At 32.2% G+C, this 25,177-nt stretch carries 27 protein-coding genes; 24 read left to right on the top strand and 3 right to left on the bottom strand.

The features are described from left to right. Positions 1–338 precede the first annotated feature (338 nt). The 9 genes from IAI10_RS17670 (at position 339) to IAI10_RS17630 (ending at position 11,039) form a co-directional block, all read left to right on the top strand. The gene (locus IAI10_RS17670) at positions 339–977 is read left to right on the top strand and encodes a glycoside hydrolase family 11 protein (RefSeq protein WP_315674631.1); all 639 of its coding nucleotides are present in this window, start codon (positions 339–341) and stop codon (positions 975–977) included. Positions 978–1,168: 191 nt separating this feature from the next. Continuing rightward, positions 1,169–1,999, top strand: a complete 831-nt coding sequence (locus IAI10_RS17665) for an SUMF1/EgtB/PvdO family nonheme iron enzyme (protein ID WP_315674630.1) — start codon at positions 1,169–1,171, stop codon at positions 1,997–1,999. 40 nt (positions 2,000–2,039) lie between these two features. Continuing rightward, on the top strand, positions 2,040–3,290 hold the full coding sequence (locus IAI10_RS17660) for a glycoside hydrolase (RefSeq protein ID WP_315674629.1): 1,251 nt from the start codon (positions 2,040–2,042) through the stop codon (positions 3,288–3,290). Between the two features lie 419 nt (positions 3,291–3,709). Beyond that, the gene (locus IAI10_RS17655) at positions 3,710–5,230 is read left to right on the top strand and encodes a HAMP domain-containing sensor histidine kinase (RefSeq protein ID WP_315674628.1); all 1,521 of its coding nucleotides are present in this window, start codon (positions 3,710–3,712) and stop codon (positions 5,228–5,230) included. 180 nt (positions 5,231–5,410) lie between these two features. Continuing rightward, on the top strand, positions 5,411–6,121 hold the full coding sequence (locus tag IAI10_RS17650) for a polysaccharide deacetylase family protein (RefSeq protein ID WP_315674627.1): 711 nt from the start codon (positions 5,411–5,413) through the stop codon (positions 6,119–6,121). Between the two features lie 92 nt (positions 6,122–6,213). Continuing rightward, the gene (locus IAI10_RS17645) at positions 6,214–6,444 is read left to right on the top strand and encodes a DUF3892 domain-containing protein (RefSeq protein WP_315674626.1); all 231 of its coding nucleotides are present in this window, start codon (positions 6,214–6,216) and stop codon (positions 6,442–6,444) included. 299 nt (positions 6,445–6,743) lie between these two features. Then, positions 6,744–7,679, top strand: coding sequence for a MoxR family ATPase (locus IAI10_RS17640; protein WP_315674625.1), 936 nt, complete (start codon positions 6,744–6,746; stop codon positions 7,677–7,679). Positions 7,680–7,685: 6 nt separating this feature from the next. Next, entirely contained in the window at positions 7,686–8,849 is a 1,164-nt protein-coding gene (locus IAI10_RS17635; RefSeq protein ID WP_315674624.1) for a DUF58 domain-containing protein, read from the top strand. A 243-nt stretch (positions 8,850–9,092) separates the two neighbouring features. Continuing rightward, complete coding sequence (locus IAI10_RS17630) at positions 9,093–11,039, top strand: transglutaminase domain-containing protein (protein ID WP_315674684.1); 1,947 nt, start codon at positions 9,093–9,095, stop codon at positions 11,037–11,039. 85 nt (positions 11,040–11,124) lie between these two features. Here IAI10_RS17630 and IAI10_RS17625 read toward each other — a convergent pair whose 3' ends face one another. Beyond that, positions 11,125–11,790 (bottom strand): L,D-transpeptidase family protein, encoded by a 666-nt coding sequence (locus tag IAI10_RS17625; RefSeq protein ID WP_315674623.1) that lies wholly within the window; start codon positions 11,788–11,790, stop codon positions 11,125–11,127. A 167-nt stretch (positions 11,791–11,957) separates the two neighbouring features. Here IAI10_RS17625 and IAI10_RS17620 point away from each other — a divergent pair, with 167 nt between their 5' ends. Both IAI10_RS17620 and IAI10_RS17615 read left to right on the top strand, forming a co-directional pair. Continuing rightward, on the top strand, positions 11,958–13,292 hold the full coding sequence (locus IAI10_RS17620; RefSeq protein WP_315674622.1) for an ATP-binding protein: 1,335 nt from the start codon (positions 11,958–11,960) through the stop codon (positions 13,290–13,292). A gap of 144 nt (positions 13,293–13,436) precedes the next feature. Further along, positions 13,437–14,024 (top strand): ACP phosphodiesterase, encoded by a 588-nt coding sequence (locus IAI10_RS17615; protein ID WP_315674621.1) that lies wholly within the window; start codon positions 13,437–13,439, stop codon positions 14,022–14,024. Positions 14,025–14,179: 155 nt separating this feature from the next. Here IAI10_RS17615 and IAI10_RS17610 read toward each other — a convergent pair whose 3' ends face one another. Next, positions 14,180–14,644, bottom strand: a complete 465-nt coding sequence (locus IAI10_RS17610; protein ID WP_315674620.1) for a hypothetical protein — start codon at positions 14,642–14,644, stop codon at positions 14,180–14,182. Positions 14,645–14,815: 171 nt separating this feature from the next. On the opposite strand from IAI10_RS17610, the gene IAI10_RS17605 reads away from it, so the two are divergent. The 4 genes from IAI10_RS17605 to IAI10_RS17590 all read left to right on the top strand — a co-directional run bounded on the left by IAI10_RS17605 (position 14,816) and on the right by IAI10_RS17590 (position 17,413). Then, positions 14,816–15,397 (top strand): DUF4256 domain-containing protein, encoded by a 582-nt coding sequence (locus tag IAI10_RS17605; protein WP_315674619.1) that lies wholly within the window; start codon positions 14,816–14,818, stop codon positions 15,395–15,397. 22 nt (positions 15,398–15,419) lie between these two features. After that, complete coding sequence (gene rfbC / locus IAI10_RS17600; protein ID WP_315674618.1) at positions 15,420–15,968, top strand: dTDP-4-dehydrorhamnose 3,5-epimerase; 549 nt, start codon at positions 15,420–15,422, stop codon at positions 15,966–15,968. A 56-nt stretch (positions 15,969–16,024) separates the two neighbouring features. Beyond that, positions 16,025–16,693, top strand: a complete 669-nt coding sequence (locus IAI10_RS17595) for a nucleotidyltransferase domain-containing protein (RefSeq protein ID WP_315674617.1) — start codon at positions 16,025–16,027, stop codon at positions 16,691–16,693. Positions 16,694–16,813: 120 nt separating this feature from the next. Next, entirely contained in the window at positions 16,814–17,413 is a 600-nt protein-coding gene (locus tag IAI10_RS17590) for an NAD(P)H-dependent oxidoreductase (RefSeq protein ID WP_315674616.1), read from the top strand. Between the two features lie 187 nt (positions 17,414–17,600). Here the strand turns inward: IAI10_RS17590 and IAI10_RS17585 are convergent, their stop codons facing one another. Then, positions 17,601–17,981: a VOC family protein gene (locus IAI10_RS17585; protein ID WP_315674615.1), complete on the bottom strand. Its 381-nt coding sequence runs from the start codon at positions 17,979–17,981 to the stop codon at positions 17,601–17,603. Positions 17,982–18,368: 387 nt separating this feature from the next. On the opposite strand from IAI10_RS17585, the gene IAI10_RS17580 reads away from it, so the two are divergent. The 9 genes from IAI10_RS17580 (at position 18,369) to IAI10_RS17540 (ending at position 25,055) form a co-directional block, all read left to right on the top strand. Further along, positions 18,369–18,506, top strand: coding sequence for a hypothetical protein (locus IAI10_RS17580; RefSeq protein ID WP_315674614.1), 138 nt, complete (start codon positions 18,369–18,371; stop codon positions 18,504–18,506). A 63-nt stretch (positions 18,507–18,569) separates the two neighbouring features. After that, on the top strand, positions 18,570–18,950 hold the full coding sequence (locus IAI10_RS17575) for a VOC family protein (RefSeq protein ID WP_315674613.1): 381 nt from the start codon (positions 18,570–18,572) through the stop codon (positions 18,948–18,950). A 164-nt stretch (positions 18,951–19,114) separates the two neighbouring features. Continuing rightward, a complete protein-coding gene (locus IAI10_RS17570; RefSeq protein ID WP_315674612.1) occupies positions 19,115–19,969 on the top strand; it encodes an AraC family transcriptional regulator in 855 nt (284 codons plus the stop codon). 78 nt (positions 19,970–20,047) lie between these two features. Further along, positions 20,048–20,200 (top strand): hypothetical protein, encoded by a 153-nt coding sequence (locus tag IAI10_RS17565; RefSeq protein WP_315674611.1) that lies wholly within the window; start codon positions 20,048–20,050, stop codon positions 20,198–20,200. 293 nt (positions 20,201–20,493) lie between these two features. Beyond that, positions 20,494–20,994, top strand: coding sequence for a hypothetical protein (locus tag IAI10_RS17560; RefSeq protein ID WP_315674610.1), 501 nt, complete (start codon positions 20,494–20,496; stop codon positions 20,992–20,994). Positions 20,995–21,159: 165 nt separating this feature from the next. Continuing rightward, positions 21,160–21,870, top strand: a complete 711-nt coding sequence (locus IAI10_RS17555; RefSeq protein ID WP_315674609.1) for an HAD family hydrolase — start codon at positions 21,160–21,162, stop codon at positions 21,868–21,870. A gap of 148 nt (positions 21,871–22,018) precedes the next feature. Then, positions 22,019–22,930, top strand: a complete 912-nt coding sequence (locus IAI10_RS17550) for a phosphotransferase (protein ID WP_315674608.1) — start codon at positions 22,019–22,021, stop codon at positions 22,928–22,930. Positions 22,931–23,050: 120 nt separating this feature from the next. Then, positions 23,051–24,388 (top strand): amidase family protein, encoded by a 1,338-nt coding sequence (locus tag IAI10_RS17545; RefSeq protein ID WP_315674607.1) that lies wholly within the window; start codon positions 23,051–23,053, stop codon positions 24,386–24,388. 112 nt (positions 24,389–24,500) lie between these two features. Then, positions 24,501–25,055 (top strand): GrpB family protein, encoded by a 555-nt coding sequence (locus tag IAI10_RS17540; protein WP_396334407.1) that lies wholly within the window; start codon positions 24,501–24,503, stop codon positions 25,053–25,055. The last annotated feature ends 122 nt before the right edge of the window (positions 25,056–25,177 follow it).

The raw sequence follows: 25,177 nt of genomic DNA, 5'->3' as shown, positions 1-25,177 counted from the left end.
TATGTAACCGTTTAAAGGGATAAGCAAACGGAATTGACACAGTTAGATACTAAGATTTCCACTTATAAATTACATTCAAATCAATTAATACAAATTTCTAATATTTACTTTCCAGCAAGATTTATTCATCGGCATATCAATTAACCTGCAGATAAATATTTTTATACTATATGATTCCTTTCATCACAGCTTTATTCTAGTACCATAAAAAACATAAAATTTTACTAGCTTCTTCAAATGATTTTAAAGAAAATATTTCTAAGAAAAAGAGGTGAGATTGATATTCAAGTAGTGTGTAGGTAAGTACTGATAAATAAAATTATTTTAGGAGGTAAATTATGTTTAAATTAAACAAGAAAATTTCTACATTGTTTATTGCGGCTTCAATAGGTTTTACTAGCTTGTTTACAGTAACTGCAAATGCTGCTACAGATTATTGGCAAAATTGGACTGATGGCGGAGGAACAGTGAATGCTACTAATGGATCTGGCGGCAATTACAGTGTTTCATGGTCAAATTGCGGAAACTTTGTTGTTGGTAAAGGCTGGAATGCTGGATCACCATCTAGAGTGGTAAACTATAATGCAGGTGCTTTTTCACCATCTGGTAATGGATATTTGTCACTTTATGGTTGGACAAGAAATTCACTTATAGAATATTACGTTGTTGATAACTGGGGCACTTATAGACCTACTGGAACCTATAAGGGTACTGTCACCAGCGATGGTGGAACATATGATATATATACGGCTACACGAACTAATGCACCGTCTATCGATGGTACTGCAACTTTTACTCAATTCTGGAGTGTACGACAGGCTAAGAGATCCATTGGCTCAAACAATGCCATCACTTTTAGTAACCATGTTAACGCATGGAAGAGTAACGGAATGAATCCAGGCAGCAGTTGGGTTTATCAAATATTGGCAACGGAAGGATATCAAAGCAGCGGATATTCTAATGTGACAGTTTGGTAGAAGAACACTTTAAAGTAATAGATCATTTAAAAGTCAGCTGATTAAAAAATGCTTACCTACATACTACTTAAATATTACATTTTGAAAAAACTGTCTCAAGTAATATTGAGTTTTAAGGTATTTTCTATAGTATAGCTGGACTAGGGGTATCAAGTATACAATTTTTTAGATAGGTTTAAGGAGATAAGGAAATGAGAAAATTATTAATTTTTCTTATAACGGCTTTAATGGTCACAGTAAGTGCTTGCTCCAAAGATAAACAGGATAACTTCATGCTAATTAAAGGCGGGAGGTTTGTAAATACAAAGTCTAACTATTATGGAAAAGGCATAACAATATCCAGCTTTTATATGGACAAATACGAAATAACTCAAAAAGAATGGATTGAGGTAATGAGAAGTAATCCCTCACAATTCAAAGGAGATAATTTACCAGTTGAAATGGTGAGTTGGTATGACTGTATTGAGTATTGCAATTCAAGAAGTAAAAAAGAAGGGTTGGAGCAGTATTATAATGTGGATAAGAATAAAAAAGACCCTAACAATAAAAGTGATAACGATAATTTAAAATGGACAGTAAATATAAATGAGGGAGCTAACGGTTACAGATTGCCTACAGAAGCAGAATGGGAATACGCAGCAAGTGGTGGGCAGATTAGCAGAAATTACACATATAGCGGAAGCAGTAATTCAGATGAAGTAGCATGGTATTGGAAAAATGCTGGAGATAAATATTTATCAGAAATATGGAATTGGGCTGCCATAGAAAAAAATAATAATAAAACTAAATCTGTTGGCGTTAAAAAAAGCAATGAGCTGGGACTTTACGATATGTCTGGTAACGTAAGAGAATGGTGCTGGAACTGGTATGGAGACCTTAATAGTAATAGTGGTTCTTTACGAGTTTGCAAGGGAGGGGGATGGATTGGTGACGTAAGCTGCTGCGAGATATCTTTTCGCGGAAAATTCGAAGCAAATGGCAAGGGCCCAGATCAAGGCTTTCGTGTATGCCGAAGTAAGTAATTCTAGAGTATTAAAATTAAATAAAATGGAGGGGAATAAAGTGAAAGGTAGAATTAAAAAAATATCTCTAAGTTTAGCAATGTGCTTCATAGTGGCTGCAATATTTTTAATAGCGCCTATATCAAGCAATGCGGCAACTAATAGTGCTGCAATAAATCTGGCTTCTAAGCAGCAGGTTATAAGAGGTTTTGGTGCGGCCAGTGTATGGTGTGGAGCTCTTAGTGATTCTTATATGGATACTCTATATAGCAATATAGGACTTAGTATTTTAAGAGTGCGTATTGCGCCTAATGAAAATTGGAATAAAGGAGACTACAGTGCTTGGGCCGATGAACTTTCTAATGCAAAAAAGGCAGCTGCCAGAGGAGCTATTGTTTTTGCAACTCCATGGACACCGCCAGCTTCTATGAAAACTAATAATTCAACTATAGGAGGCTCCTTGAAGACCACTTCCTATGCTGATTATGCAGCATATTTGAAGACCTTTGCTAATTATTTTGCTAATAATGGAGTAAAGCTATATGCCATATCTCTTCAAAACGAACCGGATTGGGATCCTAATTACGAAGGCTGCCAATGGACAGCAGATCAGTTTAAAGATTTTATAAAAGCAAATGGGGCTACAATTGCCAGTGTTACTAAAATTATAATGCCTGAATCCTTAAACTTTAATCAAGCTATGTCAGATCCAACTCTAAATGATGCTACAGCTGCTTCTTATGTGTCTATTATTGGTGGACATTTATATGGAGCTACAATTAAGGATTATCCATTGGCACGCAGCAAAGGAAAAGAATTATGGATGACAGAACATCTTCTAAATGATCAAAGTGTAAGTGCATGCATAACCACTGCTAAAGAGATTAATGATTGTATGACAGTGGGCAATATGAATGCATACTGCTGGTGGTGGGTAATCAGTGATTCTAATGGACTTTATAATAAAGCTGGAGTACTTCAAAAACGACCCTACGTGCTTGGTCAATTTTCTAAATTCATTGGTAATGGATATTATAGAGTTGATGCTGCCAGCAATCCTCAAACAAATGTGTACATGTCTGCATATACAGGGAGTAATAAGGTAGTCATCGTGGCTATAAATCAAGGAAACACCAATGTAAATCAAAATTTCAACATACAAAATGGTAATGTTTCAAGCGTGTCATCCTGGGTTACTTCAGCATCATTAAATATGGCTAAATCAAGCTCTGATATAATGGTATCTAATGGAAGTTTCACAGCTTCACTTCCTGCACAAAGCGTAACAACCTTTGTAGGAAATTTAAATTAGGCTATGTTTTAAAAGAATGTTGATAAAGGCATTTTTCGTAAATGAACTCTAAGGGCTGCTTTGTTATAATTGACTACCAATTTTAATGCGCCCTCCATGGCGCTAAAATTGCTTTGCCCGTCCTGGGCAAAATTAAGCCGATTATAAGTTGCAATCCCTAAGAGTTCCTAGAACTCAAACGATAATATCAACATTTTAAAACATAGCCTTCCGAACTGAAGGAAGTTTTAAATCAGTGTAAAAATCAACACTGATTTAAAACAGAACCTTAAATTAAAATAGAAATTTCAAAAATAAAAATGCATCTTCATTCTGGGGGTGCATTTTTTGTGAATAAATTTTCAGTAAGCTGATTGCAAAAAAATAATGGTGGCAGCATAATTAAAATAATAGTCTATGATTTAAAAGGGTGTGATGATTTGAGGCAAATAAATAATTTTATAAGAGGGAAAAGTTTAAGATGGAAATTAATATTTAGATTTTTTATTATATTGATGTTTCTTCTTATCATAATGGAAGTATTTCAATATGAAACATTAAAAAAATATTTATATCAAAGCAAAGAACAAATATTAGATGCAAGATTTCATAATATGGATATAAAAACATTGAGTAACATAAAAACATCAAAAGATGTGCATGAAAATGCAAATAGACTTATTAATATGACTATAGATATTAATATGGGTGCAGCAATTATTGATGTAAACGGAAATGTTATAACAAGTAAGGTAGTTAAAAGCAATAACTCATATGATCTAGATGACTCCATAGATTTAGGTAGAAAGATTGATGAGCCTGTATCAAGTCCTTCTTTATCACAACAAGAATATAGGAATTTACTTAAGCAAATAGGTTCTTTGGAGGGCTATAGATTAGTTAAAGATAAAAGTGGAAACCTGCAAATAGTTGGGTTTAGAAAAATAGGTAATATTAATTCACCTGTAGGTATAATACAATTAAGCTTATCAGCAAAGCCTATACAAGATTTAGTAGATAGGCAAATATATATTTATGTAATTGCATCTGCCTTAATACTGATAATTGGAGCTATCATCGGAGCAAAGGTGTTTAAAGATGCTTTAAATCCTTTGTATAAAATGAAAAATACTGTGGAGCATATTGATGTGGAAAAATTAAATAAACGCTTACCAGTAGACAATGGGCAAATTGAAATAGATAGTTTATCTATAGCCTTCAATAATATGCTTGAAAGGATTCAAACTTCCTTTAATAAAGAACAAGCGATTAGGGAGCAGATGAGGCAATTTCTTTCAGATGCCTCTCATGAGTTAAGAACACCATTAACCTCCATACATGGATTTGTTGAGGTGCTTTTAAGGGGGGCAGCTAAAAATGAAAAACAACTGGATTTAGCACTTAATAGCATCTTGCTGGAAAGTGACAGGCTAACGAAATTAGTAAATGATCTACTGACTTTAAATAGATTAGATAGAAATACTGAAGAAGAAATGGATTTACAGGATTTAAGCAATATTGTTAATGAAATTTCACCGCAGCTTAAAATATTAGCTAAAGAAAGAAGTGTTAATCTTAATCTAAAAGAAAATATAAATGTAATTGTAAACCAAAATCATATTAAGCAAATAATTTTTAATTTGGTACAAAATGCTGTAAGGCACACAGATGAGAAAAAAGGAGAGATTACCATTAGCGTTGATAAGGTGTCAGTTTCCTCAGAAGATTATGCAGTAATTAAAGTTAAGGACAATGGAACAGGAATTTCAGAAGAAAATATCAATAAAATTTTTGATAGGTTTTTTATGAGTGAGACACATAGAGCCAGAACACAAGGAGGATACGGGTTAGGTTTGTCTATAGTAAAATCCATAGTAGATGCACATAATGGTAAAATTGAAGTTAATAGCGAATTGGGAAAAGGAACAACTTTTTCTGTTTATATAAAGTTAGTAAAATAAGAATGAACCTGCATATATTTGATTTTAACAGATTTATGTAGGTCATGGCGTTTTTAATCTTATTTTAATGTAGCAGTAATAATATATGTTTTATTACAGAAGGAATAATTATGAGTGCTGTATTAATAATATAATAAAAGGCTAGAAAATAATCAAATATGGAAAGAAAGATGAATAAAAATGAAGTTATTAGTTCTCTATGTAGTAATGGCATATGCAGTATTACCTAACTTATATTATAGAAAAATTTCAAAAAAAGTAATAAAAAACGTATCATCAAAAGAAAAAGTGATTGCACTTACCTTTGATGATGGACCGGATCCAAGGTATACTCTGGAGCTTCTCAAGATACTTAGACAGAACAATGTGAAATGTACTTTTTTTGTTCTTGCTGAGAATGCGGAAAAATACCCTGATATAATTAAACGTATTCGAGATGAGGGACATTATATCGGTCTTCATTCTTTAAAGCATAAGAACGCTATTTTTAGATTACCAAACAAGACACAAGAGGATTTTTTTAAATCTATAAATATTATGAATAGGCTAGGAATAAATATCAATTTTTTTAGACCTCCTTGGGGAATATTTAATCCAGTTACATTTCATTATGCTAAAGTAAACAATCTAAAAGTTGTACTTTGGTCAATACATGCTATGGATTGGAGCAGATGGGTCACCATAGATTTTATTAAAAATAAACTTATTAAAAATGTAAAATCTGGGGATATTATATTACTGCATGATGGAAGAGGAGCTAAAAATTCTCCTTTCAAGACGATAAATGCATTAAAGATTGTTTTGCCATGGCTAAAAAGAGATGGTTATAGATTTGTCATGATTGATGAAATATTAAATAAAGATGTTAAAGAATGTAGACATATATATTAATATAGATATAAGAATATTATCCGGTATTACTGCAAATAATATTAAAACAAGCTTCACCAAATAATATTAATCAATATGAAAGAGGTGTTAGTATGAGTGATAAATCTAAGGTTGTAAAAGTAAAAAAGAATCCCCAAGGGGATATAACTGATGTAATGCTGGAAAATGGCAGTGTATATTCAATAGATGAGGCCATAACCATGGCCAAGGATAATTTAATAGAGGGAGTAAATGTAGGGAAAGCCAAAAATGGCAGAGAGTATTTGAGAAGCAATCCTAATGGGGATGAAGGCGACAATCTGGATAATAAACCGGTTTTTTAGGTTTTAAAACATAGCCAAATAGGAAAGAGGATATATTTTACACGATATATCCTCTTCCTCTTCTATATTGGAATTGGAGCTTTACACGCAAATGGATATGGATAAGCATATTGAATAAGTATGTGCTTAATAATCCAAAGCTTCATATCAACATTCTCTTGAAACATTATATGTAAGTAAATATATTTTATGGCAATAAGTAATCGTATTCTTAAAATTACCAATTCATGATATAATTATATAAGATTTAGAATATTCTAAATCTTATATTTGTTATAGGGTGAAAAGGAGTTTTTAACATGGGTGAGGCTAAGGAATTAATTGAGAAAATAGTAGAAAATGTAGACAAGGTGATGATAGGAAAAAAGGCAGAAATTCTAAACGTTTTAAAAGGAATAATTGCGGGTGGACACGTACTCATTGAAGATGTGCCAGGAGTTGGCAAGACCACTATGATAAGAGCAATTTCTAAGACTTTAGACCTATCTTACAGCAGAATTCAATTCACTCCAGATCTGTTGCCTTCCGATATAATAGGGGTATCTATTTTCAATCAAAAAGAAATGGAATTTCAATTTAAGAAAGGCCCCATATTCGCAAATATTGTATTAGCAGATGAAATAAACAGGACATCCCCAAAAACTCAATCAGCACTTTTAGAAGTTATGGAAGAAAATCAAGTTTCTGAAGGAAATCATACTTTTAAATTAGAAAAACCGTTTTTTGTATTTGCAACTGAAAATCCTATAGAGTATGAGGGCACCTTTAATCTTCCAGAAGCTCAGCTGGATAGATTTATGATGAAATTATCCATAGGCTATCCAGATAAGCAATCAGAAAAAAGTGTACTTCAGATTTATAAAAACAGGGAACCTTTGAAAGAAATCTCACCAGTTGTTTCAGGAGAACAAATTTTATGGCTCCAGCAAAAATCCAGAGAGATAATGGTTAGTTCCGTGATTAATGAATATATAGTAGATATAGCTGATGCTACAAGAAGAAACAGTTCACTTGTAATGGGCATGAGCACTAGAGCGGTACTGTCATTGTTAAGAATCAGCCAGGCTGCTGCTCTCATTGCTGGAAGAACTCATGTAATACCAGAGGATATTAGAGAAAATGCAGTACTTGTGCTTTCTCATAGACTGATTCCTTCCTCAGAAGCTAGATCTCGGAATATAAGCAGTGAAAATATAATAAGTCAAATAATTAGAGATGTTAGATTTATGGGGTAGGGGTATATGTTAAAAATAAATATCTGGTATGTAACAGCCTTTATAGTTTCTTTAATTATGGTAATCGTAAATGGAGGAAACTTATATATAACAATATTTTACGCTATTTTAATTTTTTCTCTGTTAGAAATGGTAACGATATTCTTAAATAGCTGCTTTTTAAAGGCAGAGGTGAAAGATGTAAAAGAGAAATTTGTAGTTAGGGAAGTAATAGCCATGCCCATAAGCTTCACAAACAAAAGCATTTTGCCAATATTTTTTGTGAAACTTAATAATGGATTTGTAAAGGGAGCCAATGTTAAAGATGAAAATATGATAATAAGCATGAACCCCTATGAGACTAAAAAACTTGAATGCACCATGTCTTTTAATACAAGAGGAGTGTATAGCACTACTAACTTTGATTTAGAATTTACGGATGTAAGTGGAATGATAAGAATTATAAAAAGATGCCCTTACAAAAATAAAATATATATTTATCCCAAAATATATGAAATTAATGTATCAAAAATTAAAGGACTTAATATAATTAATAGTCCCATAATAATCAGCGGTAGGAAAATAGAAGACAGCTACTCCTTAAGAGATAATCGAAAGTATGTATATGGAGACAATATAAAAAGGATAAACTGGAAAGTAAGCGCAAAACATGGTGAATTATATGTTAAAAATAAGGATATAATCTGGAGACAAGAATTCAATTTAATGATAAATATGAACAAGGAAAACTATTTGAGAGACTCTTCCGGAGAATTAGAAGAAAAGCTTATAGATACCTGTGCTTCTATAATTTATGCCTTCCTAAAGAAAAAAGTAGTTTCAAATATTTTTATTAATGGAAAAGAGTCTGTTTCCATGCAGATAAAAGATGAAAAGTCCTTTGAGAAGCTAATGGGATTCTTCCTATCAAATAAAAGCCTTGGAGAAGCAAGCTTTTCTGAATTTATAAATAAAAAAACAGCTGAAAATCCACTTATGAAAAACATGACTATAATTACAGCTCATCTAAATCAAGAAATCACAAGTTATATAATAACCTTGATGGAAAAAAAGAGAGATATGACCATAATCTATACCGATTCAGAAAACCAAGAAATCATTAACAAATTAAGAAGGCTTAAAATAAATATCTCCAGTATTCATGATTCTATTACTAAAAAAGAGGTTTAGGGTGAAATTATCATGCAAAGGCTCACAGAAAAAATAGTTTATATTTTAATAAGTTTCGTAAATATTCTAATGTTTTTCCATATAATAAAAGTTTGCTACAATATAAAGGATTTTAATTATTTATATATTTTCACAGTGTATACATTAACCTGGTTTGCATGTTACTTATTTTGCAGGTTTATAAAAAATACCCACATCAGATTGATCGTAATACTATCAATATTAGCAGCCGCCGCCTTGTTTATGTTGTTAGATAGAAATGATGCTGCAAATCTAGTAAATGGAGACATAATATCTAATGTAGGGTACATAGATAATCAGCTTCAAAACTACGGATATGTTACCTTTAAAACCTTCATGTCTATTTTTACCTTGATAGAAATACTGATTACAATATGCTTATATTTCTTATATGATATTGGAATAAAAAATGCTGTACAGCTGCTATTATTATTTGAAGTAATAGCTTTATGGCAGCTTCAGTACTATAAAGAGATAGAAAAATGCCTATTTGGATTTTTAGGAATTTCTATTTTTACTTTTGCAGTAAATAATTTTCAAAGGAAAAAGGCTATATTTCACATAAATACAGCTGTATTTTTGGTTTGGACGATGCTTATAAGTATTTTTGTGGGCTTTATAGCTGTAAAGCTTCCTAAGATATATGCATCAAATTATGAAAATACAATTATTGACAGCATAAACAGCAATGGGAAAAGTATCGATTCTAAATCCAGTACATTTCTTGCTAGATATGGATTGGATTCTTCAGGCTATAGCAGCACAGAGAAAAAGCTAGGTGGACCGATCAAATTGAATGATTCTGTAGCGTTTGAAGTAAAAAGCAGTGCTCCATACTATCTTGTGGGAGATGTGAAAGATGAATACACAGGATACAGCTGGAGAAAGTCTCAAGTAAAATATGATAAAGGCAGCAGTATAGGTGATTATTATATAAATTCAGATGTTTTAAGAGGAATGCCTGATAATATCTTTGATGAGTCGAAAATTAAAACACTGACTATAATCCCGGAAGGATTAAACACTACCTCCTTATTTGTGCCTAAGTATCCTATAAAAATTATAGACAACCTACAAGATACTTTTCACAACGAAGAAGAGGGAACTTTTTTAAGTTCGAGAAATATGGTTAATGAATACACAGTTAGCTTTTATGATGTTAATTTGGTCAATCTCACCTGCGGAGCTTTGGTTTCCTATAATAGCGATAAGTATTCCAAGTATTTGAAGCTACCTAAAAGTGTATCTCAGAGGACTGAAGATTTGGTCTATGACATAGTTAAGAATTGCAGCACCAATGAGGAAAAAGTGAAAGCTATAAGAGATTATTTATCTGAAAATTATAAATATACCCTGAATGCTTCAGAGCTCCCCCAAGGTAAGGATTTTGTAGATTATTTCCTTTTTGATGATAAAAAAGGATATTGCGTCCATTTTGCCACAGCAATGACCATAATGTATAGAATCGCAGGCATACCTGCTAGATTTGTGGAAGGCTTTAAAATGCTTGATAATCCTAACAGCAGTGGAATGTATATGGTAAAAAATTCTCAGGCTCATGCCTGGACCGAGTATATGGTGAAACCAAATGTATGGGAAATCAGTGATGCAGCACCCACCGCAGAAGAAGAGGTGAAACCAACCACAACTGAAGAAAATACAAGTCCTGTTTCTTATCAGCCAAATCAGATTTCTAATTCTAATGAAGATAAAAATAATTCATCAGCAAATGAAAATAGTGAGCAAAATGCTGATTCAAGTACCAATATACAAAATTCAAACTATAGTATGAAGTTATATATAATTGCTGTGATAATCATACTTGCAGCAGTGATAATACTTATAGGGCTGATTCAAAGAAAAATGATAGATAATATTATTAAGGATAAATCTTCTATAAAGCTATATAAATACATTAAAAAGAGATTAAGAAGCTATAGAATCATAAAACCTTATAATATTACGGACAAAGAATTCATAGAAAAAATGCCAGCACAGCTATATATTATTTTGCAGCCTCTAATAGCAGCAGTTTATGATGAATTCTATGGAAAAATTATAAGTGAGAGCCTTGATAAAAGGCAGATTTACAACGAAATAGAAATTTATTTGAGGCAGGAGAGCAAAACTAAAAAAGAATATTTTTTAAAGAAACTATTTGCATTATAAAATGTAAAAGAAGCCAATCATAAGCAGTAGTATGGTTGGTTTCTTTTCTGTATGTGGCAGCAGAATTTAAAAGTCATTCTTTTTTTCAAGGTCTCAAGCTTTTTAAATAATCCTCTGTGCCTATAATTATTTTAGGATTTTTCTCCGGAGTCATCCATTTTAAAACTTCAACAAGCTCGGCTTCTGGAATACCTACGCATCCTGCAGTACCCCCGCCGCTGTAGGGAGCTATGTGAAAGAAAATTGCTGTTCCTTTTCCTATTATTTTATTAGATCCATAGTTAAAATCCAGCGCAGCTCCATACTTATATAAGGGTATGTGGTAAAGAGCTTCATATTTATCACTCCCAAATCTTTCTTCAGGATCTCCCTGATAAGTAACCCAAGTATTATATTCTTCTTCACTAGGTACTGAAGACCAATAATCGTTAGGATGAATTTGTCTATATTCCATGTTGGTTCCAGGATTAGGAGCAATTCCGAATTCAAATAAAAATCCAAATATGCCTTCTGGAGTAGTCATGTCTCCCTCATGCCTATCAGGGCTCATGCCGTTTTTTCCTACTACTCCATTGGTAGATAATATTAAATTCCACTGGTTATTATCATCTTTTTCATAAGATTCAAAGGTAATTTTCATATCTGTGATATTGGTACTTTTAACGATCATTGCTTGTCTAGTATTTTCAAGCGGCAATTTATCAATAAGGCTATTTTTATTTGTGAATCCATTTGTGGTTGATGTAAGCATATTTTTCCACCTTTCTAAAAAAATTCTTTCCTAGATATGTTGTTATATTAATTATACCTTTACCGCTGCTGCATTTAAATATCAATATATTTTTGTTTTTTGAAGGAAAATAGTAGGAATATGTAGAATATAATAAAATATATACATATTAGTAGAGGTGCATACATATGGAAATCTTCGCCAATGAGGATGATTTAATTAAAGAATGGGAAAGCTTCACTAAGGCTGTGAAAAAAAATCCCACAGTCAGAACCGTGACTATGGAAGCTTGGAAAAGATGCAGGGATTTAGGATTAAAACCAGAGAATATAAAGTTTAAAATTCTTTCTCCCGAAGAGCTTCAGAAAAAAATTGACGAGAATTCTCAATTGATAGAAATTGCTAAGCCTTATTTAAGTCATTTATCCTTAAGCCTCACGGGTATACCTCATTTAATCATTTTAACAGATAACTATGGATGGATTATAGATTGCGAAGGTACAATAGAAGAACTCGGGGGAAGAAATAGAGGACTTTGTCTTGGTGCAAGCTGGGCTGAAAAAGATGTTGGAAATAATGGAGCAGGCACAGCGCTAGTTATAGGAAAGCCCGTATTAATATATGGAATGGAGCATTTTAATAAAGTATGCGGACCCTTTACCTGTGTAGGTGTACCTATTATAGTTAATGGTAAAATTATTGGTAGCTTAGATGTAGCAGTACCTAATAAGTACGCACATCCTGCCAGACTTAATCTTACTATTGCTTGCGTTAACTCCATACAAACCACTATGGCAGACACTGTGTCTCATCCTTTTGGAATGTCTTCTGATGTTAGTTTATCAGCAGCTTCAGAACTCATTGCAACAGCAGTTCATGATCTCAAGAATCCATTGGCGGTAATAAGAGGACTAGGTCAATTAGGCAAGTTAACCTCAGACAAAAACAAAATTAATGCCTATTTTGATAAGGTAATAAAGCAGGCAGATGAATTAAACACTATGGTAGTAGAACTGTTAAGCATATTTAGGCCTCAGGAGATCCTTCCAATGAAGATAAACCCTATTGTTAAAGAAGTTATTGAAGAATTTCAGCCTGAATGCGAAGCTAAGGGGATAAGCTTAAAATTCATAGATGAATATGATAGATATGCTAATATATCAGAAATGCTTTTTAGGCGAGTTATCAGAAATCTAGTGGCAAATGCCTTCCAAGCCTCCTCAGAGAACGATTTTATTGAAGTAAAAATAGAAGAAAAAGAGCAAGCGGTATTGATATCCATTAAAGATACAGCAGGAGGAATACCTGAAGAAATAAAGGATACTTTATTTCAGCCCTTCACCTTTAGAAGAAGTGGTGGCACAGGTCTTGGACTTTTTATGGTTTATCATGCCATTACCAATACTCATAGAGGTGAGATATGGTTTGAAACTAAAACGGGAAGAGGAACTACATTTTTTATTCAATTACCTGCTGCTTCGAAAGAGGACATATCTGTAAATAAAAAGTATAAGTTAATTTAGAGTACGCAATTAAAATTTTCTTACCTCTAGGTATTTACTTTTCTTTATAAATGCTGGATTATATAATTAATAAACTTAAGCCGTACACAATAATTAAGAGAGTGTACGGTTATTTATTAACCAGAGAGTTTTAAGGAGGGCACAATGAATTATTTAGCTCACATATATTTGGCAGAAGATAATGATGAAAGCAGACTTGGAAACTTCTTGGGAGATTTCGTGAACAAGTCTCTGGAAAAAAATTATAACAGCTCTATTAAAAAAGGAATATATATGCACAGAAAGTTAGATAGCTTCACAGATTCAAATCCCATTTTTCTTGAAAGTAAAAAAAGAATCTCTAGCTCCAACAGCTTCTTTTCGGCGGTGCTTATTGATATATTCTACGATCATTTTTTAGCTAAAAATTGGTGTGAGTATTCAAAAGTACCTTTGGAAGAATATGCTGATAATTTCTACGAACTGCTTAAAAATTATTCCTATTGCCTGCCTGAAAAGCTGACTAAAAGGCTGTCTTATATAATAGAAGAGAATTGGCTTCTTTCATACAAGCACCTGGATGGAATTAAAAAGCCTGTAGACAGGATAGCCTTGAGATTTTCAAAATCAAGGCATCCTTTATACAATCCTATTGAAGAGCTTATAAATAATTATGAGTCCTTAGAAAAGGATTTTGAGAAATTCTTTAGAGAAGTTATGGAGTATGCAAAATTGCTGAAAATGCAGAACTAAAGCTTAACCACATTTTTCTGTTAACTCTTGAAGGTTACTTTCAATATATAAGTAAGCTTTATCGAGGAAAGCTTCTATGCTTTATTTTTCCTTGTAAAGCTGCTTTATTTTATCCATTATTATAATTTCACCTATTTTTTCTTTATAAAACTGACTTAGGCTAGCTGCTGGTATGGTGTTATTTCCTGTATGCTTTTTTCATTGAGAGTTGGGTCCACAGATAGTTCCTCCAAAAACCACAAGGTCTCAGGATGCTGAGGCTGAAGCCTTTTATCATAGCCATGCATAGACTTCCATTTCTCAAACAATACAAAATGGTCAATTTCGTGAATGCTGCCTTTAATTATTTTTTCATCTGAGGAATTAAAGTTCACCCAAAATTCCTTTGAGATAACATCTCTAGGAAATACGGGATAGCAGCCTAAAAAACAGGTGATTTCACTTTCTTTTTCATTCCAATTAATATTGAATATTTTAAGTAAGTTTTTCATCAGCGGAGTGTAGAAGTCATCAAAAATCTTTTGAATATATTCTACGTGACTATCAAGCTCCTCCTGATTTTCAAGCAGCCTTCCTCTAACTACTCTGTCAACTTGAAGATAAATTTCTTTATTGCTCATAGCTTCTGTAATCTTATTTTTTAACTCAGGAAATCAAGATAACTAGAAATCGCCATATCTAGTTATCCTCGATTCGTAATTTTTCCACTTAGTTTCAGAAAAATATTTATTATTAATAAATATTTGTATATACTTAAATCATTATAGTATAAAGACGAGGAGGAAATTAATATGCCAAAGGGAGACAAAATAAGTAATAAAAAGGAATTATCACAAGAACAATGTGAAGAACTGCTTGAAACATTGAAAACTCGTTTTGAGAAAAATATGAACTATCATAAAGATATTGAATGGGATAAAGTACAAGAAAAGTTAGAAGCTAATGCTGAAAAACTGTGGTCGCTGAATGAAATGGAGAAAACTGGTGGTGAGCCAGATGTTGTTGGCCAAGATAAAAAGACAGGGAAATATATTTTTTATGATTGTTCTGCAGAAAGCCCTAAAGGTCGCAGAAGTGTTTGTTATGACAGTGAAGCTTTGGAGTCAAGGAAAGAACATAAGCCCAAAAATAACGCTATTGATATGGCCGCCGCCATGGGCATTGAGCTTTTAACGGAAGAGGAATATAGAGAGCTTCAGGAACTTGGAAATTTCGACATTAAAACATCAAATTGGGTGAAAACACCTGATAATATTAGAAAGCTTGGTGGAGCAATCTTTTGTGATCGTCGTTATGATACTGTTTTTGTGTACCACAATGGAGCAGAATCCTACTATGCTGCTAGGGGTTTTCGTGGCTCGCTAAGGGTATAAATTTTGATGGGAGGAATAAAAAATGTTGAAGGTTACCCAAACTGATTTACCAGAGGTCATAATTTTGGAATATGAAAAATATGTTGAATCCAGAGGGTATTCATATTCAAATTTTTCAATACAGGAATTAAAGGAAGCAGGAATAGAAACTGATTTTGTAGAGGAAAATGTGTATTGTCCTCAAAATGCAGGAACATTATATGGAATACATTTTCAAAATCATCCCATGGCACAATCGAAACTACTGTACTGTGTCAGAGGAAGAGGACTTGATTTTGCAGTTGATTTAAGAAAGAAATCAAAAAACTATAAGCGATGGACGTGTGTAGAATTATCTTCAGATAATCGAAAGCAAATACATATTCCAAAAGGATTTGGTCATGCATTTTTATCTTTAGAGGATAATACAAAGGTTGTAATGCGGATAGACAATTATTTTAATCAAAAATATAGAAGAGGAATTGCGTGGAATGATCCAGATTTAAATATAAGTTTTCCAATAAATAATCCTATATTAGCACAACATGATATTGAAGCACCATTTCTCAAAGATAGTGATTGTAATTTGTAAGAAGTTTACTTCCTCTTATATCAAATTTAAATATGATTTTTAGAAAGGTGGGTATTATGCTTGACTTAGCTATAAATTATCCCTCGCCAGATTGTAAAAATTTTATTGAGCGTATATATCAATTTTGCAAAGAGAATAGATATTCAATGATTTTCAAAGGCTCTTTAGTAAAAGGTACAGCAACAAAATTTTCGGATATTGATTTAATAGTGTTAGGTAATCTAGATACCCATAAAGTTAATGAATTAATCACACTTTATGGAAATCCAGTGATGACTAACTTTACGGAAAATCCCAAAGGTATTTTAATTTTAGTTTATCAAAATAATATTTCTGTAGATTTAGATTTACGAGAAACAATCTCAATGGAGGATTTGATAGATAGTAATGTTATTTTGAAATATGATGAAAACTTTATTATAAATAGTGAAAAGGCCATTAGAAAAAAGATAACATCTGAATACATGCCCAGTAGACCTGAGTGGTACAAGGTGTTAAGACTATTGCATAGAGGAGTTATTAAGTATCTATCTAATAAAACTGGCAGCGCAGAGGAGCTATTATTGGAAATCAAGGACAGCCTTATTAAGTTAGGGATTGGAGAGCTAAACTTCAACAATAATTTTAGTGATGATATTCAATATATTTTCAATATATTTTGTGAGAATTTTGAAATTGATTCACAAATAAAAGCTCTTTTTAATAATCTTTTTGAAAATCTTTAAAATGCAATAGTTTATTTAATAAATCGATAATAAAAAGTAAATAACCTTCAGAAACATCGCAGTAATTGTATTATATGCTATAATTGGCACATAATATGTTACTTGGGGAGGGATAATCTAATGAAAATATCTGTAATTATTGGGCACCCATATACAAAAAGCTTTAATTGTGCAATAGGTGAAGCTGTTGTTAGTAAATTGCTAGAATTAGGGCATGAAGTTTTCTTTCACAATTTGTATGAAGAAAAATTTGATGCGATTATTACAGGAAATGAACTTGTTAACGACGTTAGAAATGATAAACTTGTTCAGCAACATTGTTTGGAAATAAAGGAAGCTGAGGGGATTGTTATAATTCACCCTAACTGGTGGGGGCAGCCCCCAGCAATATTGAAGGGATGGGTAGATAGAGTATTAAGACCTGGAGTAGCTTATGAATTTGATGAAAATGATAATGGCGCAGGTATCCCAAAAGGATTACTGAAGGCTAAAGCAGCATTAGTGTTTAACACTTCAAATACGGCGGAACAAAGAGAATTAGAGTTGTTTAAAGATCCACTTGAAACTATATGGAAAAATTGTATATTTGATTTTTGTGGCGTAAAGAATTTCTATAGGAAAATGTTTAGAATTATAACAGATAGCACATTAGATGAACGTAAAGAATGGCTACAAGAAGTTAAAGAGACTGTTAATCATTATTTTCCTGCTAAAGGATAGGTGATTTACTTCAAATTTTTTTTATAGAAATTAATAAAGAATATCTAAGATAGAGGTACGAGGTAAAAAGTAAAAACTAAGAAAGTTAAGGTTAAAATTCACCTTCAGATAATTTATAAAATGAAATCAGCTCTCAAAAGAGGCGATGCTTTTATTCAAGCATCGCACTAGTAAATTGAATATAAACTTATTTTTTTTCCATTACTGCAAAGTAATTATTTTCACTATCTGCAAAATTAAATACTCTACCTGAAGGCATATTTACAATATCTCCCACTGTAACCTTTTTGTTTAATAAGTTACTATACAACTTATCGAATTCTTTTGAGAAGAAGAGTAAAGAAGGGGTGCCAAGATTTAATTCAGGCTGCATTTTAGCAATTAATCCCTTATTATGTAGAACAATACTTGTTTCAGCTTGTTTAGTTGGAGCAATTTCAATCCATCTTATTCCTTCACCGTTATCTTCCTCTGAAATTACACTAAATCCTACTTGTTCCGTCCAAAATTTCTTTGCTTCATCCTGGTTATTAACATATAACATGATTTGACCTACTTTATTAATCATTGATTTTCGCACTCCTTTATATAGTATTGTCGTCCTAGTGATTTAATTATACCAAATGGGGAAACTCTAGCAAAAAATATATCACAGTATTACGGAATTATGGGGCCTCACAGAGTAATAAAAATGATATGCATGTCTGGATCTATTTCTGTCAAGGAAAAAGGGAAATCATTAAAAAATATGCTTAAAGTGTTTCTTCTAGAAGATCTCTTTCCTACTATTGGTTAATAAAACAGCTTTAAAAATTAAATAATTATTATAGACGCCGCGATATTAATCAATGAAGCTTGCGGCGTTTATTTGTTTCTCTAGAAATTAGATTAATTGATAACATATAGAATAGATTGTTAAATATGGTATAATAATTATTATACTAGTGAACTTTTTATGGCAGATTACGTAAATTTTGTTTTTAAAGAAATTCATGGTATTCCTTGTGAGTTTGATTTTAGCTGGAAGGGTTATAAAGAATTTGCAATTATATTGGATAAAAGATATGAGGAGTTTTGTAAAAGTCAGAAATAGTTTTTATAAAATTGTAAACAAGTCAGGCTTAAAATTATTTAAATTTTTGGAGGTAGTAATATAATGAGTGATAAAGATTTTAGCATCAGGATGTTATCAGTAGTAATTGATTGCAAAAATGCAAACACATTAGCAGACTTTTATGCAAGTTTATTAGGGTGGCAGAAAAATACTGATGATCCGGAATGGATATCGGTAAGTAAATCAGGAATAACCCCTTGCTTACTATTTCAAGAAGAAGTTGACTATAAGCCTCCCGTTTGGCCGGATAATCCGAATGAGCAACAGAAAAGTATTCATTTGGATTTTGCTGTATCGGACATAAAGAAAGCTATTCAACATGCTATAGACTGTGGGGCTACTGCAGCATCTGTTCAGTTTTCTGATTACTGGACGGTTATGATTGACCCTGAGGGACATCCATTTTGCTTATGCCAAAGGTAATTCCGGTAAATAAATTAATATTAGGACAAGTTTCAACTTGTAATTGAGGTAAGAAGTAAAAATGATTGTGGACTAAAGATTATTTAATAAGCTCTCTTTATTAGGCAGAAAAAGAGAGGTGTAATTATCTGAAATGGAGTATTTTATTGTTAGGAGCTGAAGATATGGAATGGATAGAACGATTAAATAGTGCGGTTAATTATATCGAAGAGAATATGAAAGATACTATTGATTTGAAAGAAGTATCAAAGATTGCATGCTGTTCAACTTATCATTTTCAAAGGATGTTTGCATATATGGCGAATATACCATTATCAGAGTACATACGTCGTAGGAGAATGTCATTGGCAGCTGTAGATTTACAGAGTGGCAATGAGAAAGTGATAGATATTTCACTAAAGTATGGATATGATTCACCCACAGCATTTAACAGAGCTTTTAAGAGTGTTCATGGGATAGCGCCATCTCAGGCAAGAGAAGAAGGCACGATATTAAAAGCATTTCCTCCTATCAGCTTCAAAATAACAATAAAAGGAGATAGTGAGATGAATTACAGAATTGAAAAGAAAGAAGCATTTAGAATTGTGGGTGTTTCAGAACCATTGGAAGCAGACATTGAGAAAAACTTTGAAATTGTTCCACAAATGTGGGAGACAGCTGTAATGAATGGTACAATACCTAGACTTGCTGCCGTAATGGAAGGAATGCCAATAGGACTCTTAGGAGTAAGTTCCTGCAATGAATTAAATAATTGGAGATATTATATTGCAGTTGCAAGCAGTCAGCCAGTAGATAACGATTTAGAAGAATATATTGTTCCAGACTCCACTTGGGCAATTTTTTCTGGAGAAGGAAATAATCAGTCTATACAGGAGCTAGAAAAAAGAATTGTAACTGAATGGCTTCCAACCTCAGGGTATGAATATGGAACTGCGCCAGATATTGAAGTATATTTAAATGCAGACCCAGAACATGCCAAGTATGAGGTTTGGATTCCGGTTTCAAAAAGGATGGATTAGACAAAGTACATTAACTCTTAACTAGTCCCTATTATTTCTTAATTAATAAATAAATTCTAGTTTATGGAGGAAACGTATATGAACAAAGTAAATTTAAATCATATAGCATCTTGGATTCATAAAAATGCAAGAGAACTTGAAATTTCAATATGGAAATATCATTTTGAAGATGGAAATAAAGAAGATGTAGTTAATGCTTTGATGTATTATCAAAACTTTACCAGAGAATGAAGCTTGGCCTATTTCATGGTCATGGTTTGATAACAATGAAATTTATCCAAAAGAGTCAGTAATTAGCGGAAATTGGTGCAAATCTATCAAGGCAATTGAACGAGCAAAGTTTTTAAAGAATTTTGAAAGAACACAGTAACCTCTACTTCTTACCTTAGCTGCAAATCCAAATTTTAATATGGATAGATTCAGTGGAAAAGGAGCTGATAAATCACATTTTAAACCATGAGACTTTAATGGTGTTGCCATTATAATAATGGATAATCGAATATTATTACGGGGGAGGTATAAGCATGGATGCATTTTCAGAGAGATTAATTTGCAATACCAAAGGCAGTGTAATACCAGAAGAGTATAATTATTTTGGAAAGCTTGTTGGGGAATGGGATATTGAATATGTAGACAGCTTTGGAACAGATAGAGAGAGACATGTGAAAGGCGAGTGGATATTTTCCTGGATTTTAGATGGAACTGCAATACAGGATATTTTTATTTGTCCATCAACAGCAGAGAGACTAACTAATGTTCAACCTGATGCGGAATACGGGACAACGCTTAGAATTTATAATCCAAATTCCAAGGCGTGGGATATTTTTTATGGATGTACCGGTTCAGCTACTCGTCTTGAGGCAAAAAAAGAAGAAAATAAAATTGTACTCACTGAAATAACTAATAAGAAAATGAAATGGATTTTTTCTGACATTACAGAAAATCAATTTCACTGGCAGAATATATCAACAGAAGATGGAGACTCATGGCATGTAAATAGTGACATATTTGCTACAAGAAGATGAAAAATACAATGCTAGTACATAATGTGATTGATTGCAAATAAACGATTTTTCAGTTATGTATATTTTAAGAAAGAATAAAATGTATTTAAAAAATGATAATTTAGTTTTAAGACAGGTCACTGCTGAGGATGTACCAATCATTTGCAATTTGAGGAGTGAAGCTTTATGGTAAAAGCAAGAGCCATTGTGTTTGACTTGTTTGATACATTAATTCATGATGTTAAATTTGATTTTTCTTCAGGTTTATTATATCTGCATGAAGATATTTTATCAAAAGGTACTGATAAAGCAGAATTTCTAGATTATGCGTCTACATATTGGAAAGAGCTTTATGACAAAAGAGATGAAAACAATTCGGAATTGGCATTTGATGATGAAATTTTAGATTTTAAAAATAAATATGGTTTTAAGGAATATTTTCATCTAGAACAGATTTTATTTAATTGTGCGCTTAAGATGAATATCACTGAATTATTTGATGACACCATTTCTACTTTAGAGCAGCTTAAATCTTTAGAAATTCCAGTTTATCTACTAAGCAATTCTATATTTAAAAAAAATGTAATGAAAAAATTTATTAATCAATACGATTTGGAAAAATATTTTATGGATATATATTTTAGCGCAGATTATAAGATAAGGAAGCCCCACAAAGATTTATTTCAGATTGTATTTGATAAGATTAAACAGTATGATAATAGCATAGAAATGGGACAAGTTTACTTCATTGGTGATAATTTTAAAGCAGATGTTCTCGGTGCTAAAAATTTTGGATTTACGCCAGTGTTTATAAATCGTAAACAAGATGAAGAAATTAACAATAAAAATTTTATTGAAATTAAAGCATTAAAGGAGTTAGTAGAAGCAATTAGTTAAAGCAACAAGATTTCACCATGCTAGATAAGGTCGTTAAGGTATTTGAAGCTTTTGCACTAGATAAATGATAGTACAAGTTTTGAAATATAGGATATTACAAATAAAGTTTTAATTTGTAAATTTAAATAAGGGACAGTAGGCGAATTGTATGAACTTGGAAATCATTCAAGATATTTCTCGATATAAAGAATGGACAAAAATTACAGTACCCATGTATGGTTCGTCACAAAATATGAAATATAGAGTTAAAGATATAAGTGGTAACGATTATATTTTGAGGGTCTCTGATATATCTCTTTTTAATGATAAAAAACAGGAATATGACAATATTATGAGGTTATCTCAAAATAATATTCTAATGCCTAAGCCGATAGATTTTGGTACATGTAATGGTGGAAAGAATGTATATATGCTGCTTACCTGGATTGATGGAGTCGCAGTTGAAGATGTGATAAGTAATTTAGAAGAAAATCTTCAATATCAATTAGGTTATTCATCAGGCAGATTGTTGAGAGAAATACATAATTGTTCTAAAGTTGCTTCTAAATTAAACTGGGGTACTGTATACGAGAAAAATATAGAAAAGGTAATTAACGAATACAAAAATACAGGCATTTCTATCCACCATGAACAGAAAATCATGTCTTATATTTATTCCTATAAGCATTTGCTCAATGGGCGTCCCCAAGTTATAAGGCATGGAGATTTTCATGTAGGTAAGCTGATCATTACGCCAGATAAGGAAATAGGAGTTATCGACTTTGATAAATGCGATATTGGAGATGGTTGGGAGGAATTTGGCGGTATTGTATGGGCCGCCAGATTGAGTGAAGGATTTGCTAAAGGACAAATAGATGGATATTTTTCAGATCAGGTTCCTGATGAATTCTTCAAGCTATTAGCATTATATATTGGTGTGTATACTTTAGAACATGTTGCACGTTCAGTATCACATAATCAGGATAAAATAAGCATAAAGTCAATTTATTCAAACACAGATTTTATGACTAAAATGTTTGGAAACTATAGTACTTATATTCCTAATTGGTATAGAAAATAAATAATAAATAGTTTTTTTAAAGTTAGAAGGATGCATAAAAGCAGTAGTTTATTTTATTAGACATGTTGAATCAGATTATTCTGTTCATATTGATTAAAAGTAAGGAGATGAATTGGTTGCATGTCAGAGCTATTTATGATGTCTATAAATCAATTAAAAAAAGAAATAAGGAATAGGAACATAGGAATTGCAGAACTTGTGCAGATATATCTTGATCGCATAAGTTGTTATGACGGTGAGAATGGATTGAATACAATTGCAGAACTAAATTCTATGGTAATACAGCAGGCAAGGATTATCGATAAACAGAAAAACATATGCGATTTGCCATTATATGGCATTCCGATACTTGTTAAGGATAACATTGATGTTGCAGGTCTTCACACAACAGCAGGAAGTCTTGCTCTTTCAGATAACATTGCGATTAAAGATGCTCCAATTATTGCAAATTTAAAACGAAATGGAGCAATTATATTAGGTAAAACAAATATGACCGAATTCGCCAATTATACTACAGATAGCATGCCAGCTGGTTACAGCTCAAGGGGAGGTCAGGTAAAAAATGCTTATGACATCAAAAAAAGTCCTAGCGGATCAAGTTCTGGCTCAGCAGTTGCTGTATCAGCAGGATTTTGTGCAGCGGCTATTGGAACAGATACTTCGTTTTCCATTGTGGGATGTGCAACAGAGAACGGAGTTACAGGACTAAAGCCGCCAAATGGTTTGCTATCATTCAAAGGAATTATCCCCATAGCACATACACTTGATAGTGCAGGAGCTTTAACACGAAATTTTAATGACGCTTATATGTTGTATTTAGGGATGAGCGAAAAAAAACTGAAGCGCTTAATACCAACAAAGCCTGAGAAACTTCATATTGCTGTAAATGTATTTAATCGCCATCAAGTATCAAAAGCACAGTTGGAAAGATATGAAATACTATTTGATAGTCTTAGAAAAGCTGGTGTTGTATTCTCCGAAATTTCCCAAGAGTATTCGCCATACCAAAGAGATATTATGAAGTTTGAATTTAAACATGATTTGGAGAAGTATCTTAAATATTCGTCTACAAAAACAAAAAAGCTAGATGAAATTATTCGATTTTATGAATCTAATCCAGAAAGAATGATGAAATATGATATTATATATCTTCGTGCGGCTTTAAGTGAAGCATCTGGAAAACTTGATGATGTAGCTTACTTAACAGCATTATCTGAACGTAAAAAACTGCGGACACAAATAATTGATCAGTTACGAAATTATGATGCATGTGTAATGACAGGACCGACAAATATAATGCATTTTGTCGGTCTTCCATCAGTTGCATTGAAATTATGTATGGCGGATGATAACACTCCTCGTGGTATTATTCTTTACGGTGCAGAGGAAGAGAGGCTTTACTCTGCTGCATTAACAATTGAGAACTATTGTTTAGGAGTTACTGACCCTAAATTTTGAGAATAATAAACAGTATAGAATGCTAGAATTCATACATATTTTTTTATGTGTTTAGAAAAATAATGATTAATATAAAAGGTGGGAGGAATATTATTTGAAAGAATTATCTGAAATGACATTAGAAGAGCTATGGCAGCTGTTCCCTATTATTCTCAAAGAACATAACTCTGATTATAAAGTTTGGTATGAGATAGAAAAAAGAAAATTAACTGAGGGATTTGGGAAATCAATATTAAGAATAAATCACATTGGAAGTACTGCTGTGGAAGGATTGATAGCAAAGCCAACAGTTGACATATTAATGGAGATTTCTTCAGATAGTAGTATTGATGAAGTAAAAGAAAAACTTTTATCCATGGAATGGATATTAATGAATTCAACAATTTCTCCTAAATTTAAGCAAACGTACAATAAGGGATATACTAAGACGGGATTTGCTGAAAAAGTGTACCATTTACATGTTAGATATTTTGATGATTGGAATGAACTATATTTTAGAGATTATTTAATTGAATATCCAGAAGTAGCAAAAGAATATGGTGAATTAAAGCTTGAACTTTGGAAAAAGTTTGAACATGATAGAGATGGATATACAGAAGCAAAAAGTGATTTTGTTTTAAGTGTCACTGATAAAGCAAGAAAAAAATATGGAAATATATATGCTTAACAAGCTAAAGTTTGAATTTTTGAAAAAAACCGAGAGTCAACTACGACCAAAGATTTTCAAGTTAAGGAAACAACATAGGTTTTAGATGATATTTTTGAAGAACTCTTTGAATTTATGTTAGA

Source organism: Clostridium sp. 19966 (assembly GCF_032335695.1).
Lineage (GTDB): Bacteria > Bacillota > Clostridia > Clostridiales > Clostridiaceae > JACTOJ01.
Note: the sequence above shows the minus strand (reverse complement) of the source record. Positions and strands in the feature narration are given on the sequence as shown.